19 protein-coding genes are annotated in these 13,732 nt (G+C 63.5%); 7 read left to right on the forward strand and 12 right to left on the reverse strand.

Features of this window, described 5'->3' with window-relative positions:
• Nucleotides 1-41 precede the first annotated feature (41 nt).
• The gene (locus JAB8_RS25540) at nucleotides 42-1,241 is read left to right on the forward strand and encodes an MFS transporter (RefSeq protein ID WP_070292099.1); all 1,200 of its coding nucleotides are present in this window, start codon (nucleotides 42-44) and stop codon (nucleotides 1,239-1,241) included.
• Here the strand turns inward: JAB8_RS25540 and JAB8_RS25545 are convergent.
• The 4 genes from JAB8_RS25545 to JAB8_RS25560 form a co-directional block, all read right to left on the reverse strand.
• Nucleotides 1,238-1,933, reverse strand: coding sequence for a Crp/Fnr family transcriptional regulator (locus JAB8_RS25545; protein WP_034759676.1), 696 nt, complete (start codon nucleotides 1,931-1,933; stop codon nucleotides 1,238-1,240). The two genes, JAB8_RS25540 and JAB8_RS25545, sit on opposite strands and share 4 nt — an antisense overlap.
• A 166-nt stretch (nucleotides 1,934-2,099) precedes the next feature.
• Nucleotides 2,100-2,747 carry a response regulator gene (locus JAB8_RS25550; RefSeq protein WP_175445255.1) on the reverse strand — a complete coding sequence of 216 codons (648 nt, stop codon included), beginning with the start codon at nucleotides 2,745-2,747 and terminating at the stop codon, nucleotides 2,100-2,102.
• Nucleotides 2,748-2,800: 53 nt separating this feature from the next.
• A complete protein-coding gene (locus tag JAB8_RS25555; protein ID WP_070221801.1) occupies nucleotides 2,801-4,033 on the reverse strand; it encodes a GAF domain-containing protein in 1,233 nt (410 codons plus the stop codon).
• Nucleotides 4,034-4,097: 64 nt separating this feature from the next.
• Nucleotides 4,098-4,679: a DJ-1/PfpI family protein gene (locus tag JAB8_RS25560; protein WP_070292103.1), complete on the reverse strand. Its 582-nt coding sequence runs from the start codon at nucleotides 4,677-4,679 to the stop codon at nucleotides 4,098-4,100.
• A 171-nt stretch (nucleotides 4,680-4,850) separates the two neighbouring features.
• Between JAB8_RS25560 and JAB8_RS25565 the strand changes: the two genes are divergently transcribed.
• Both JAB8_RS25565 and JAB8_RS25570 read left to right on the forward strand, forming a co-directional pair.
• Nucleotides 4,851-5,285 (forward strand): hypothetical protein, encoded by a 435-nt coding sequence (locus JAB8_RS25565; RefSeq protein ID WP_070292106.1) that lies wholly within the window; start codon nucleotides 4,851-4,853, stop codon nucleotides 5,283-5,285.
• A gap of 66 nt (nucleotides 5,286-5,351) precedes the next feature.
• Nucleotides 5,352-5,651 (forward strand): antibiotic biosynthesis monooxygenase family protein, encoded by a 300-nt coding sequence (locus JAB8_RS25570; protein WP_070221804.1) that lies wholly within the window; start codon nucleotides 5,352-5,354, stop codon nucleotides 5,649-5,651.
• Between the two features lie 181 nt (nucleotides 5,652-5,832).
• Here JAB8_RS25570 and pncB read toward each other — a convergent pair whose 3' ends face one another.
• Both pncB and JAB8_RS25580 read right to left on the reverse strand, forming a co-directional pair.
• Nucleotides 5,833-7,023, reverse strand: coding sequence for a nicotinate phosphoribosyltransferase (gene pncB, locus JAB8_RS25575; protein WP_070292108.1), 1,191 nt, complete (start codon nucleotides 7,021-7,023; stop codon nucleotides 5,833-5,835).
• A gap of 79 nt (nucleotides 7,024-7,102) precedes the next feature.
• Nucleotides 7,103-7,966, reverse strand: coding sequence for a cysteine hydrolase (locus tag JAB8_RS25580; protein WP_070292110.1), 864 nt, complete (start codon nucleotides 7,964-7,966; stop codon nucleotides 7,103-7,105).
• A 72-nt stretch (nucleotides 7,967-8,038) separates the two neighbouring features.
• On the opposite strand from JAB8_RS25580, the gene JAB8_RS25585 reads away from it, so the two are divergent.
• On the forward strand, nucleotides 8,039-8,278 hold the full coding sequence (locus JAB8_RS25585) for a TIGR02450 family Trp-rich protein (RefSeq protein WP_070292112.1): 240 nt from the start codon (nucleotides 8,039-8,041) through the stop codon (nucleotides 8,276-8,278).
• On the opposite strand, the gene JAB8_RS25590 is transcribed toward JAB8_RS25585, so the two are convergent.
• Nucleotides 8,260-8,514 carry a hypothetical protein gene (locus JAB8_RS25590; protein WP_070221808.1) on the reverse strand — a complete coding sequence of 85 codons (255 nt, stop codon included), beginning with the start codon at nucleotides 8,512-8,514 and terminating at the stop codon, nucleotides 8,260-8,262. The two genes, JAB8_RS25585 and JAB8_RS25590, sit on opposite strands and share 19 nt — an antisense overlap.
• A gap of 137 nt (nucleotides 8,515-8,651) precedes the next feature.
• On the opposite strand from JAB8_RS25590, the gene JAB8_RS25595 reads away from it, so the two are divergent.
• Nucleotides 8,652-8,951 carry a hypothetical protein gene (locus JAB8_RS25595; protein WP_070221809.1) on the forward strand — a complete coding sequence of 100 codons (300 nt, stop codon included), beginning with the start codon at nucleotides 8,652-8,654 and terminating at the stop codon, nucleotides 8,949-8,951.
• A 17-nt stretch (nucleotides 8,952-8,968) separates the two neighbouring features.
• Here JAB8_RS25595 and JAB8_RS25600 read toward each other — a convergent pair whose 3' ends face one another.
• Both JAB8_RS25600 and JAB8_RS25605 read right to left on the reverse strand, forming a co-directional pair.
• Nucleotides 8,969-9,523, reverse strand: coding sequence for a nuclear transport factor 2 family protein (locus JAB8_RS25600; protein ID WP_070292114.1), 555 nt, complete (start codon nucleotides 9,521-9,523; stop codon nucleotides 8,969-8,971).
• A gap of 113 nt (nucleotides 9,524-9,636) precedes the next feature.
• Complete coding sequence (locus JAB8_RS25605; protein WP_070292116.1) at nucleotides 9,637-10,242, reverse strand: FMN-dependent NADH-azoreductase; 606 nt, start codon at nucleotides 10,240-10,242, stop codon at nucleotides 9,637-9,639.
• A gap of 134 nt (nucleotides 10,243-10,376) precedes the next feature.
• Here JAB8_RS25605 and JAB8_RS25610 point away from each other — a divergent pair, with 134 nt between their 5' ends.
• Together JAB8_RS25610 and JAB8_RS25615 are read left to right on the forward strand one after the other, a co-directional pair.
• Complete coding sequence (locus JAB8_RS25610) at nucleotides 10,377-11,291, forward strand: LysR family transcriptional regulator (protein ID WP_083287166.1); 915 nt, start codon at nucleotides 10,377-10,379, stop codon at nucleotides 11,289-11,291.
• Nucleotides 11,292-11,434: 143 nt separating this feature from the next.
• Nucleotides 11,435-11,662, forward strand: coding sequence for a hypothetical protein (locus tag JAB8_RS25615; RefSeq protein WP_070221813.1), 228 nt, complete (start codon nucleotides 11,435-11,437; stop codon nucleotides 11,660-11,662).
• Nucleotides 11,663-11,669: 7 nt separating this feature from the next.
• Here JAB8_RS25615 and JAB8_RS25620 read toward each other — a convergent pair whose 3' ends face one another.
• The 3 genes from JAB8_RS25620 to JAB8_RS25630 all read right to left on the reverse strand — a co-directional run bounded on the left by JAB8_RS25620 (nucleotide 11,670) and on the right by JAB8_RS25630 (nucleotide 13,667).
• On the reverse strand, nucleotides 11,670-11,981 hold the full coding sequence (locus JAB8_RS25620) for a MerR family transcriptional regulator (protein ID WP_070292118.1): 312 nt from the start codon (nucleotides 11,979-11,981) through the stop codon (nucleotides 11,670-11,672).
• A 3-nt stretch (nucleotides 11,982-11,984) separates the two neighbouring features.
• A complete protein-coding gene (locus tag JAB8_RS25625) occupies nucleotides 11,985-12,905 on the reverse strand; it encodes a DnaJ C-terminal domain-containing protein (protein ID WP_070292121.1) in 921 nt (306 codons plus the stop codon).
• 96 nt (nucleotides 12,906-13,001) lie between these two features.
• Nucleotides 13,002-13,667, reverse strand: coding sequence for a beta/gamma crystallin-related protein (locus JAB8_RS25630; RefSeq protein WP_070221816.1), 666 nt, complete (start codon nucleotides 13,665-13,667; stop codon nucleotides 13,002-13,004).
• Nucleotides 13,668-13,732 lie beyond the last annotated feature (65 nt).

Raw genomic sequence — 13,732 nt, forward strand, 5'->3', positions numbered from 1 at the left:
CTCCAACTGGTTTTAATTTGAAACCACTATTGGACTAGCCCATGCGCGACACGACCACCCCCATCACGGCAGCACTTCCTTCCACTCTCGTCTGGCTGTTTGCCACGGCGGCCGGCCTCAGCGTGGCCAATGTGTATTACGCCCAGCCCTTGCTCGCCACCCTGGCGCACGAGTTCGGCATGACAGAGGCGGCCAGCGGCATGGTCATCACGGCCACGCAGCTCGGCTGCGCGCTGGCCCTGCTGCTGCTCGTGCCCTTGGGCGACATGCTGAACCGGCGCCGGCTGACCCTGTTCCAGCTGGGCTTGCTGGCCATTTCCCTGGCGGCGCTGGGCTGCGCCCGTTCCACGGCCGCCTTGCTGGGCGGCATGCTACTGGTGGGATTGCTGGGCACGGCCATGACGCAGGGCTTGATCGCCTACGCGGCCAGCGCGGCGGCCAGCCACGAACGAGGCAGGGTCGTCGGCATGGCGCAGGGCGGCGTGGTGATCGGCTTGCTGCTGGCGCGCACCCTGTCCGGCGTGGTGGCAGATGTCGCCGACTGGCGCGCCGTGTATTTTGTCTCGGCCGCCATCGCCTGCGCCCTGTTGCTGCTGCTATGGCGCAAGCTGCCGCCGGCGCAGCCATCCGATCAAAAGCTGGCCTACGGCGCCCTGCTCACCTCGATGGCAGACATGCTGCTGCACAACAAGGTCCTGCGCGTGCGCGGCATGCTGGCCCTGCTGATGTTTGCCGTCTTCAATATTTTCTGGAGCGCCCTCGTGCTGCCCCTGACGGCGCAAGGCTATACGCATGCGGCCATCGGCGCGTTCGGCTTAGTGGGCGTGATCGGCGCGCTGGGCGCGGCGCGTGCGGGCGCCATGGCGGACCAGGGCCGCACGCAGTGGACGACGGGGGCGGCCCTGCTGTTGCTGCTGGCCGCGTGGCTGCCGCTCAGCTTTGCGGGCGCGGCCCTGTGGCCCCTGGTCATCGGCATCATCGCGCTGGACCTGGCGGGCCAAGCCATCCACGTAACGAACCAGAGCCTGATCTTCAAGGACGACAGCGACGCGCACAGCCGCCTGGTGGCGTGCTACATGCTGTTTTATGCGGTGGGAAGCGGTGTGGGGGCGATTGCCGCCACCAGCGTGTATGCGCTGGCGGGCTGGCATGGGGTATGCGCGCTGGGCGCGGCGGTCAGCTTGCTCGCCCTGCTGTTCTGGCGGCTGACCTTGCCTGCTGAAAAAGCTGAGAGCGCCTAATTCAGCATGGCCGTGGCGGAACCATGGCGATACGTCTTCAATGCATCGGGCTGGATCTGGATCAGCGAACCGCTGACTTTAATCAGGTGCAAGTCCGTCAGCTGGTGCAGCACGCGCGACAGGGTGGCGGGCGCCAGGTTCAAAAACGATGCCAATAAGCTTTTCTTCAGGTCCAGCTTGACTTCGTTCGAACGCTGCTGGTCCGATGCCTGCAACAGATACTCGACCACGCGCTGGGTGGCGTTCTGCACGGAGCAGCGCTCCACGTTGCGGATGAAACCCATCAGGTGGTGCGACAGGCTGTTCATCATCTGGCGCGCGATGCGGGGCGACTGGTCCAGCAGGCGCAGCAGCGCGTGCGGCGGGATGCGCAGCAGCAAACAATGTTCGAGCGCTTCGGCGCAGAACGGGTATGGTTCATCGAGGAAAATCATGGCTTCGCCGAAGCTCTGGCCCGGGCGGATCAATTCCAGGACCTTGTCCGTCCCTTCCATGGAAAACACGCTCAGCTTGACGAGGCCGAAGACCACCACGTAGGCGCCTTCCGCCACTTCGCCCTTGCGGAACAACACTTTGCCTTTTTCCACTTCGACACGCACGACATCCTGGCGCAATTGCTCTAATTGCGAAGGGGAAATATGGCGGAACAGAGCCTGGCTCGACAGCAAGCCATCGACGTTGACCTTATGCATGACACTCTCTTATTAGATTAGCGAATGACTAAGAGTGTAATGCGCAGGCACGGTCAAGGCCATACGTCAAAGGAACTAGGGTTGTCTAGGCCGGAACGCCATGCAGATCAAACAATCGCGCATTCCTTGTGGCTTTTTGGCACGGTATTTGCGCTTTGCTTGATCTTTATTTACCGAGTTCGCGCTCGACCGCATACACGGCGATCTGCACGCGGCTGCTGAGCTTAAGCTTTTTGAGGATGTTTTGCACGTGGATTTTCACCGTGCTTTCGGCCACGTCCAGCTGGCGCGCGATTTCCTTGTTGCTCAGCCCTTGCGCCAGGCAGGCCATGGCTTCGCGTTCGCGCGGCGTCAATTTGTCGTAGTCGGCCTGGGGCGCGTTCTGCCCCGCGCGGAACTGTGACACGAGCTTGGCCGTCATGGCGTCGGCAATCACGGATTCGCCGGCGGCGGCGCGGCAGATGGCCTGCCCCAGCTGCTCGGCTTCTATATTTTTCAGCAAATAGCCACGTGCACCCGCGCGCAGGGCCGCGCCCAGGTCGGCCGCGTTTTCCGACACGGTCAGCATCAGCACGACCATCTGCGGCATGTCCTGCAAGATCAGCTGCAGCGCCTCGACGCCCGTCACGCCGGGCATGTTCAAGTCCATCAGCACCACGTCGGGCTGCAGTTCGGCCGTCAGGCGCACGCCGTCGAGCCCGTTCGATGCCTCGCCCACCACCTGGAATTGAGGATTGCGCTGCAGCAGCAGCTTGACGCCGCTGCGCAGCAAGGTGTGGTCGTCGACCAGCAGGATTTTGATTGGTGCGTTCACTATGTTTGTTTCTTTAGCCTGATAAATAGCGGGAATAGATTCGGAATCATCTGTTACGCGGCCTGGCGCCGCGCCGCCGGCAAGGCCAGCGAGATCGTCGTGCCGCCGCCGGGCGTGCTGTCGATGGCAAATTGCGCACCGAGCCGCTCGGCCCGCTCCTGCATGATACGCAAGCCGATCTGCAATTCCGTTTTCTTGTCGCGCAGGTTGGCGGCAAAGCCTTCGCCATCGTCGCGCACCTGCAGCGCAAAATCGCGCCCGTTTTCCACGCGCAGCGCCACATTGCTCGCCTGCGCATGCTTGCGGATATTCGACAGCGCTTCCTGCACGATGAACAGGATCTGCAACTGCTGCTCTGGCGCCAGCGGCGCGCCATTGCCGCTCATCTCCAGGGTGCCGGCGACACCCGTCTGCAGCTCGAACTTGGCCAGCACTTCGCTGAGTTTGCTTTCGAGGTCGCTGCCATGCCAGCGCGTGCGGAAATTGACGAGCAATTCGCGCACGTCCTGGTAGCTTTGCTCGACGCCCATGCGCATCAGCGGCAGCACTTCGGCCGCCTCGTCGAGCTGGCCCCGGCGCACGGAATCGTCGAGCATCTGCACTTGCAGGCTGATGAAGTTCAGGCTTTGCGCGATGCTGTCATGCAAGCCTTCTGCCAGCAGGCTGCGTTCGCGCGCCACGGCAAATTCCTTTTCGCGCGCGATCAGGCGCTGGTTTTCGATGGCGATGCCCAGGCTCTGGCCCAGCGTCTCCAGCCAGCCCTGCTGCTGCGCCTGCACGGCTTGCGGCTGCGCAAAGTGCAGCGAAAAGCTGCCCACCACCTGGTCGCGCGCGAGGATGGGAAAGACGGCGATGGCGATAAAGCCTTCGTCCTGGCAACGGTAGCGCTGCAGCGCTTCGACCTGGCGGAAATCGCGGATCTGGATCACCCCCTGCGCCACGGCCGCGCCGCACAGGCAATCATTGTTGCGGATACAGTGTTCCTCTTCCACCATCGCGTCGGAAATGCCTTCGTGCACGATGATGTGCACGGTATCGTGCTGCGGATCGAGGATGCGCACGGTACCGCCTTCGGCTTGCGCGAACTGCATCACGTGGCGCAGGAAGCCGCGGCACAGCGCATCGATGGCGTGCTGTCCCGCCAGCAAGGTGGAAATGTCATGCAGGGTGGCCAGCTGGCGCTCCTGCGCGGCGCTCAGGCCCGATGCGGCTTGCGCCAGGCGGCGCTGGCGCCAGCGCGACGCTGGAAGTTGTTTGCGGGAAGGTTGACTGCGCGGCGCATGCATGAAGAACTCGAATCTGAAAAGTGGTGCGCCCGGCGAACGCTGCGGCCTGCCGGGCAGGTAAAGGTTACAAACGGATCTCGGTACCGAGCAGCTTGACGAACTGCGCCAGCCAGGCCGGATGGGCGGGCCAGGCGGGCGCGGTGACGAACTGGCCATCGGTGACGGCGTCCGTGACGGCGATGTCGGCATACGTGCCGCCCGCCAGTGTCACTTCCGGCGCGCAGGCGGGATAGGCGGAAATGCGCTTGCCGCGGATGACGTCGGCGGCGGCCAGCAATTGCGCGCCGTGGCAGACGGCGGCGACAGGCTTGCCCGCCTCGGCGAAATGGCGCACGGCGGCGATGACTTTGTCGTTCAGGCGCAGGTATTCGGGCGCGCGGCCGCCGGCGATCATCACGGCGTCATAGTCGGCCGGGTCGATCTCGTCGAAGCTGGCGTTCAAGGTGAACAGGTGGCCCGGCTTTTCCGTGTAGGTCTGGTCGCCCTCGAAATCGTGGATGGCCGTCTTGATCGTCTCGCCGCTCTTCTTGCCGGGGCAGACGGCGTGCACGGCATGGCCGAGCATCAGCAGGGCCTGGAACGGCACCATCGTTTCATAATCTTCTGCAAAATCGCCGGTCAAAAACAGAATTTTCTTCGCTGCCATTTAGTTCTCCTATGAAAGATTGATTCCGCAAGACGTATCTTAGCGCGACTTGGTAGCCATACTGGATATTTATCAAACTTTTGCGCCTTGATCGAGGATTTTACAGGCTGAGGCAGAATTTTTTACAGGCTCGCCGGTCAAATCAGGTACACCTCCTTGAAAGGCCGGGCCATGGACAGCAGCACAAACAGCGGCGGCAGCACGCTGATACGTATCTTCGACCATTTCCCCGATGCGGAGCGCGCCCGCATCCGCTTGCTGGCCGAAGGCTTTCCTCCTCACGCCGTGCAACTGGACGCGGGCGACGACGAGGCCGGCCCCGTGCAGGGCAATTTTACGGTCGGTAACCGCGACACCATGACCAGCCGGCTGGAACGCGCGATCAACGCCCTGTTCGGCGGCGACAACCATATGTACCGGCGTAACTACGGCAAGACGGCGTTTCGCGGCATGGTGCGCCTCATTGTCGCCGTCAGCGATCCGCAGGAGCAGGAACGGGCGCACGCCATCGTGCAGGCATGCAATGGTTGCGACATCGAACAGCGCACGGCCAGCCACGCGGGCAGCCGGCGCGCCGATGCAGGCACACCGGCGCTGGCGGGCTGACGCCCTCCCCTGCACGGCGAAATTATGGCAAGATCACCGTTCCTTCATTCCACAGCGGAAATTGCCATGATTTTTGAAATTGCCCACATCCAGATCAAATCGGCCACGCATGAAGCCTTCGAAGCGGCTGTAGCGAAAGCCGTCCCCCTGTTTCAGCGCGCGCGCGGCTGCGAATCGATGCGCCTGGAGCGCTCGATCGAAAACGGCGACGCCTACCGCCTGGTGGTCGGCTGGACGACCCTGGAAGACCATACCGTGCATTTCCGCGGCAGCGACGACTTCCAGGCCTGGCGCGGCCTGGTGGGCGAATTCTTTGCCGCCCCGCCCCAGGTCGAGCACATGAACACGGTGGTGACGGGGTTTTAAGCCGGGGGTTGCACACGGCACGCCGTCTGCCCGCCCAGCTTGTCGGCGAGTTTGCCGGCGGACTTGGCCGCGAAGTTGTCCGCGCAGTTGTCCGCGCAATTGTTCGATTACGCGCGGCTTTGCCGCGCCTCGGCGGCCCCGCTAATCCGACCTACGCCACGCATAGGCGCCTGGGCGCAGCTTAGACGGCAGGATGATGGAACACCTGCCGCAGATACGCGAGGAAGGTTTCATCCTTGCACAGGGTCTTGCCCGGGGAATCCGACAATTTCGCCACGGACTGGCCATTGCAGCGCACCAGTTTCATGACGATGTTGAGCGGCATCAAACCGACGTCGTTGGTGAGATTGGTACCGATGCCAAAGCCCGTCATGATGCGGTCGGCGAAGTGCTGGTACAGGGCAAACGCCTTGTCCAGGTCCAGGCCGTCGGAAAACACGAGGCGCTTGGTGTTGGCGTCGATGCGCAGGGCCGCATAGTGGGCCAACGCCTTCTCGCCCCACTCGACGGGGTCGCCCGAATCGTGGCGCAAGCCGTCGAACAGCTTGGCGAAATACAGGTCGAAGTCGGCCAAAAAGGCATCCATGCCGACCACGTCCGTCAGGGCGATGCCCAGGTCGCCGCGGTATTCCTGCACCCAGTCTTCCAAGGCCGCCTTTTGAAAGTCGCGCAGGCGCACGCCGAAGGACTGGAACGACTGCATGTATTCATGCGCCATGGTGCCGATCGGCACGATGCCCAGCTTTTTCGCCAGGTAGACATTCGACGTGCCCTTGAAGTATTCGGGCACTTCGCGCGCCAGCCGTTGCACCACCTCGTCATGCCAGGCACCGGAAAAACGCCGGCGCACGCCGAAATCGGAAAATTCAAACGGATGCTTGCGCCTCGGCAGCTTGCCGAATTCCTTGACGGCCGCCACTTTCAAGCCCAGGCGGTGGCGCCCTTCGCGCATGGCCGCATCGAGGTCGAAGCGGCGGAAATACAGTTCGTTGATAATGTACAGCACGAAAATCTCGAAACCCATCACGTGCACCTGCGGCCCGGCCGCATGCACGATCAGGGTGTCGCCGTCCGTGCTGACGTCGATGAATTTTCTCTGGAAGCGGAACACCGTCAAAAAATCGACGAAATCGCTCTTCATGAAACGCAAGGTGCGCAAATAGGCCAGCTCGTCGTCGGCAAACGACATCGAACACAGGTGGTCGAGCTGTTCTTCCAGCTCGCCCTTCAGTTCGGCCAGGGGAAAGGCAGTGGCGTTGCGGCAGACAAATTCGTATTCGGTATGGGTATTCGGATGACCGTGCAGCAAGGCTTGCCACATTGTAAATTTATACAGATCGGTTTCCAGCAAACTGCGCACTATCGGGGTCATGTGTGTTTTCTCCAACTTCCTGAAGCCAGAATAGTACGCCACCGCAAGCATTTCAGCAGGGTTCGCTTGCAGGAAAGCATCAATCGCCTGCGTTGGCCAGCAATTCAGGCACGACCTCGGTGGATGTGGCCAGCCGCGCGCCGCGCTCATGCATGGCGGCAAGGAAGTCGCGCTGCTGCGCGGCAAAGCCCGTGACGGGGCTCATGCAGTCCGTCAGCAAGACCAGGCGCGACAGGGCCCCCTTACCTTGCTGCGCTTCCAGGTAATCGGCGATGTGCTCGGTGCTGGCTTTGACACAATGGCTGCCCGCTTCGCCGCAGATGTAGAGTTGCTGCGCCGGCAGCAAGGTGTCGAGGAATGCACGGTTGAGCTGGGTGGCTGCATCCTGCGCATCGGGCACTTCCGCCATGACGGCCGAGTAATGCTCGGTCCACGGATTGGAACCCTTGCTCAGCTTGGCCACCACTTGCAAGTTGGCCACTTCCCAGGCGTTGTAGGCGGCGCGCACGGCCGCGTGGATATTCTGGCCCCAGCTGCCGATCTCGCAGTGCACGGGCCACACCATCAGCTGGTAGCGTCCCGCCTGCTGCAAGGCATCGAGGTAAGCCAGCGCGCGCGGCAAGGCGCCGCTGGCGGCGGGCAAGAACAGGCGGTCGCGCACTTGCTGGGCGCTGATCTGCGTAAACGGCGGCACGGCGCCGCCATCGCCCGTGCGCCAGAAGGCGGGGTGGGCGATGTCGTAGCGGTGGTGGGCGTCAAGCGTTACGCTGATCTGCGTCAAGCCGCCGCCCCCTTCGCGGATCAGCTGCGCCACGCGCAGCATGTCGGCGTGGGCGCCGGGCACGGCCAGTGCAGGCGCCGCATCGGGCGGCAGCCAGGTGGCAGGCAAGTCGCAAAAATCGTTTTGCGGGTCAATGACGAGCAAGTGCAGCTGGCGTTTCATGGCGGTCCTCGTGCGTGGCAGGAAGTTGCATGATAATGGCAACATCGCCATCACGCCAATCCGGAGACCGCCATGCACCTTGTCAATCGCAATAACTTGCGTCCGAACAAGTTACTCAACAGCAAATGGACCGCCGTCACGCCCGTCAACAAGGAAAAACATTTTCTCGTCATCAAGCTGTGCGCCCCGGCCACGCTGGATGAACCGGCCACGCACGTGGAACTGGAAGCCGTGCATTCGGGCCGCGTGCACATCCTGCCCTGGCGCGCGCTGCAGGATACCGCGCAGTGGCATCAGGGGTGGAAGACATAGCGGCGCTGGCGCCGCTCGACCAGTTTGACGGCCGCCTCGCCCGCTTCCGCCATGGCATCGGCTTCCGTTGTAAACTGATGGTCGGCCGACACCCGGCGCTTTTTCACCAGGTTCACCCGGTGCATGGGGTTGGGCGAAGGGGCATAGATGGCGACGTACGCGCCCCATAACTTGCAGCCCCGCAAGCGCTCTGCCGTGTAATTCACCTCATAAAAATCAACATACTTTATCGGCACGATGTGCGCTCCAAAAATGACATGGCCGGACAGCTTGTCTCTACGGACTGACGCGGTGAGGGTAAAACCATGCGCTCGCGATTGCTCAGGATACTCAATTCAGCTCTCTTTTTATCACGCGGCACAGGAGAAAAAGGATGAATGACTACATCATCTTCATGCATGACGACACGGAAACACCGATGGACGTCGCCACGTCCGCCTGGGAAGACTACTTCGCCATGCTCAGGGCCAGTGGCCGCTTCTGCGGTGGCAGCTCCATCGGGCCCGGCATCTGCGTGCACCGCTCAGGCCAGGCCAGAGCGGTCACGCCACACTTGTCAGGCTATCTACGTGTGCAAGCTGAAAGTATAGACGATGCAAAAAAATTGTTGATCGGAAACCCCGTACTGAACGCAGGGGGCACGGTGGAAATCCGCGCGCTGCCGCGCGACTGACGCGGCATGGCGGGCGGCTATTTTCCTGCCTCGGCGGCGGGATGCATGGACCAGACGACGCTGAGGATTTTCCAGTCGCCGTCGCGCTTGACCATCTGCCACGCTTCCGCGCCATAGTTCGACAATTTGCCGCCGACGAGGAATTCGTAGTCGAAGTTGACCCACGCCACATGGCGGTCCTGGATGATCTTGACGTTGTAGAATTTTTCTTCCGTGCGCTGCGGTTCGCGCTTGATGAAGTTGGCGAAAGCGGCGTAGCCACCCGCCCCGACGCCGTCGAAGTGGACGTCCGTCGTGTCGCGCATGTTCTTGATGAAAGCATCGTCGGCCGGCGAGGCGAACAGGATATTCGTGTGCAGCATCAACGACGACAGCAGCCTGACATCCTTGGCGATCAGGGCCGCCTGGAAGTCGGCGACGACTTGCTCGATCGCGCGGAGATCCTCGGGCGTGGCGGCGTGGCGGCCCATGTGGGGCGGCGCAGGCGGTGCGGCGGGCGTGGTCTGCGCCAGCGCCATGCCTGCCGAAAACAGGGAACAGCCGAACAGTATTGCGCTTGCCAACTTGTGCATGAGGGACTTTCATGGCGAACGGCTCGCCGGCCTGGCACGGGGCGTGCCGCCGGCAAGCTTATGTCAACCATGGCAGATTGGCAATCCCTCTTTGGAACTACGGCGGAGTAGACTCAGGCAGCCAGCGCTGCGATCGAGGCGCGGCCCTTGGCGAGCGCGCTGGCGACGGCATCCTCGCCCATGGCCACGCCTTCCGCTTGCACGAACTCGATGTCGGTGATGCCGATGAAGCCCAGCGCCGTGCGCAGATAGGTGCTCAGGTAGTCATACGCGGCGCCCGGGCCTTCGCTGTAGACGCCGCCGCTGGCCGTAAAAATATATGCTTTCTTGCCCGTGGCCAGGCCGACGGGGCCCGTTGCCGTGTACTGGAAAGTGCGGCCCGCGCGCGCCACGTGGTCGATCCACGCCTTCAGGGTCGATGGCACGGAAAAGTTGTACATGGGCGCGGCCAGCACCAGCACGTCGGCGGCCAGCAATTCGTCGACGAGGGTATCGGACAATTGCACGGCCGCTGCCGCCTGGGCGCTGCGCTGGTCGGCCGGCGTGAAGAAGGCGCCCATCACCTCTTCCGTCAGGTGCGGCACCGGTTGCGCGGACAGGTCGCGCTCGACGACACTGGCGCCTTGCGCGGCCAATTTCGCGACGAATTCGCCGGACAATTGACGCGACAGGGAACCGCTGTTGCGCACGCTGCTATTGATGTACAAGACCTTGCTCATGAAGTGCTCCTGGGAAAACGGGTGACGGGATGGGCCGTATCGCAGCCCTTGCATACAGCATAGTTCAGGTTTACCATCGAGAAAACCATGTAAATATCAATGATTAGCATCGAATTTTTAGATAAGGAATCATCATGAGAGAACCAGGCCAGCCTTCGCTCGACCAGTTGCGCGTGTTCGTCGCCGTCATCGACGCGGGCGGTTTCGCCCACGCGGCGCGCCAGCTGCACCGCACGCAGTCGGTGATCAGCTACACCATCGCCAACCTGGAAGAACAACTGAATGTGGTGCTGCTCGACCGCGGCAAGCGCAAGCCCACGCTGACGGACGCGGGCCGCGCCCTGCTGGCCGACGCGCGCGCCGTGGCCCTGAAGGTCGACGGCATGCGCGCGCGCGCCAAGGCGCTGGCCGGCGGGCTGGAGGCGGAAGTATCGGTGGTGGTCGACGTGATGTTCCCCACCTGCGTGCTGGTGCGCGTGCTCGAGGCGTTCCAGGCACAGTTCCCCACCGTCGCCCTGCGCCTGCGCATCGAAGCCATGGGCGCCGTGGCGCAGCTGGTGATGGATGGCAGCTGCCACATCGGCCTTGGCGGCTGGATGACGGCCACGGCCAGCGTCTTCGAGCGCCTGGCCGTCGGCCACGTGCGCCTGATTCCCGTGGCTGCGCCCAGCCACGCGCTGGCGCAGCTGGCCGGCCCGATTCCTTCCAGCGTGGCGCGCGAACACGTGCAGCTGGTGCTCAGCGATCGCAGCGTGCTGACGGAGGGCCAGGATTTCGGCGTGCTGGGATTGCGCAACTGGCGCCTGGGCGACCTGGGCTCAAAACACGCGCTGCTGCGCGCGGGCCTGGGCTGGGGCAACATGCCCGAAGCGATGGTGCGCGAGGATTTGACGGAAGGACGGCTGGTGCACCTGCCGCTGGCCGTCGACAATGGCGAGAATTATCCGATTTACCTGATCCAGCGCGCCGACACGCCGCCGGGCCAGGCGGGCAAGTGGCTGACGGAGCGGTTTGCGGAGCAGTTGCCGTTGCTGGTGCAGGGCTTCTAGAAGAACGCGCGGACGGGTATCATGCGGGGGCAAGCCCTAAACAACTACTGGGGTCAGACCCTCAACACCGCCAACGCAAAGCTCAGTGCCAACGTGTCCGGGGGTCTGACCCCGATTTCAGACACAACCTTGAAGAGATTCACATGGCCGGTATCGACGACTTCGTCAACAAGCAAAAACCAGGCGCGCGCTTCGTCATCACGGCGCAGATGCTGCGCATGACGCCGCAGCAGTTCGACTCGCTGGCCCAGGAGTGGATGGAAGACGGCGGCCCCGGCTTCGACGTGGCCGGCATCCCGCACCGGGTCGTCGTCGATGGGCAGTTTTATATCGGCAGGATCACCGTGCAGCGGCACGGCGAGCCTGAGTAAATAAAAGCTACTCGACGCCCAGCACGTGCAGGCGGCGGCGCAGGCGCGCCACTTCTTCCGATAGATCGACCACCAGCGCGGCCAGGTCCGCGTTCGCGTCGAACACGGATTCGATTTCGTGCAGGCGGCGCGCGCGCACCAGATCCAGGCTGGTGAAGCGCCAGGCCGTCAGCTGGCCAGCCGGCGGGCCGTCCTGCAGCAGCACGCCGGTCTGCACATGCTGCACCACCCAATCCGGTTCCACCGCGCAGGCGCGCGCCAGTTCTTCCAGGCTCAGGGCACGGTCTTCCAGCAATTCGCCAATTACCTTGTTTGTCATGATTTATCCTCCCAGCTTCTGGCGCGGATTGAAAGCCATCTCGCGCGCCATGGTTGCATACAGTTCGCGCGCCTTGTCATCGTTCGCCGGCGGCAGCACCACTTCCAGCAGCAGATACAGGTCGCCCGGCTGGGCGGCGGGAATGCCGCGCCCCTTCAGGCGCAGCTTGCGCCCCGTCTGCGAATTGGGCGGCACGGTGACGGTCACGGTGCCCGATGGCGTAGGCACGTCGATCTCGCCGCCCAGCGCTGCCTCCCACGGCGTGACGGGCACCGTCTCGAACACGTCGCGCCCTTCCACCTTGTAGCGCGCGTCGGGCCGGAAGCGGATTTCCAGGTACAAGTCGCCGGCGGGCGCGCCGCCGCTGCCGGGATTGCCCTGCCCCTTCATGCGCAGCTGCTGCCCTTCCGTGACGCCTTTCGGTATCGTCACTTCCAGGGTGCGCTCGCGCGTCACCACGTGGCCCTGCGCATCCGCTTCGGGCACGCGCATGACGATGTGGCGCTTGGCGCCCTGGTAGCTGTCCTGCAGGTCGATGGTGATGGCGGCGTGGCTGTCTTCGCCCTGCATCTGGAAACTGCCGCCGGCGCGGCGGCGCCCGCCCACGTGGGCGAACAGGTCGGCAAAGAAGTCGCTGTCGTCGGTGCCCGATGATTCGTAGCCCGAACCCCAGTCCGGCGGCGGCCGGAAGGGCTGGCCCTGCGCGCCCTGGTTACGGCCCAGTTCATCGTAGGCGGCGCGCTTTTCCGCGTCGCCCAGCACGCCGTAGGCCTCGTTGAGGGCCTTGGTGCGCTTGTCGGCGTCCGGTTCCTTGCTCACGTCGGGATGGTATTTGCGTACCAGCTTGCGGTACGCCTTCTTGATCTCGGCCTCGGACGCCGTCTTTTCGACGCCCAGTTCCTTGTAGTAGTCCTTGTATTCCACCGTGCCTGCTCCCCATGGTTGAACTGCCTGATGGAAGAGTACACGAATTAGTCGCTGGGCAGCGTGTGCACGATACAACGCCGCCCGGCAGCGGGATCAGCGCACGCGGCGCACCGAGGAAATGCGGCGGTCGAGGCCACCGTGCAGGCGGCCATAGCTGCCCGGTCCCATCACCACGCAGCGGCCGCGGAAGTTGGCATCGACGCAGAATTCCCAGCGGCCGTAGTTGACGACGACCGATTCGGCGCGGTCATTGAAGCCATAGCGGCTCAAGTCGCGCACTTCGCGGTCCAGGCGTACGGGCCGGCCGCGCATGCCCGCGTCGGGGAACAGCAGCACGGCGCCATTCATGTCGGGACGGTGGCCGCCGCCGTGGCCGGGATAGCCGGGGTGAGGACGCTCGGGACGCGGCGGGTAAGGCCGGTGGTCGCCGCCGCCATGGCCAGGACGGCCCACTTCGCGCACGGAGGAAACGGCGTCGTTCATGCCCGGCATGCTGCCGTAGCGGCCAGGTCCGAAGGTACGGCAATTGCCACGGTAATTGGCGTCCTTGCACACTTCCCAGGTGCCCGAGCGCACGATGATGCTCGAGGTCTTGTCGTTAAAGCCCATGCGCGACAGGTCGCCCGTGTCGGAACGCAGGGTCACGGGGCGGCCGCGGAAACCGGCATCTTCGAACAGGGTGATTTCGCCCGCGGATGCGGCAAGGGGGGCGAGGAAGGTGGCGGCGCACAACAGCGCGGGCCGGAAAGATCGAACCATGACAACTCCAATACTGATGACATTTTCGCCAGTGTAGACCAGGCGGCAGGCGGCGAGTGTAACAA

The organism is Janthinobacterium sp. HH106 (assembly GCF_001758725.1).
Classification (GTDB): domain Bacteria; phylum Pseudomonadota; class Gammaproteobacteria; order Burkholderiales; family Burkholderiaceae_D; genus Janthinobacterium.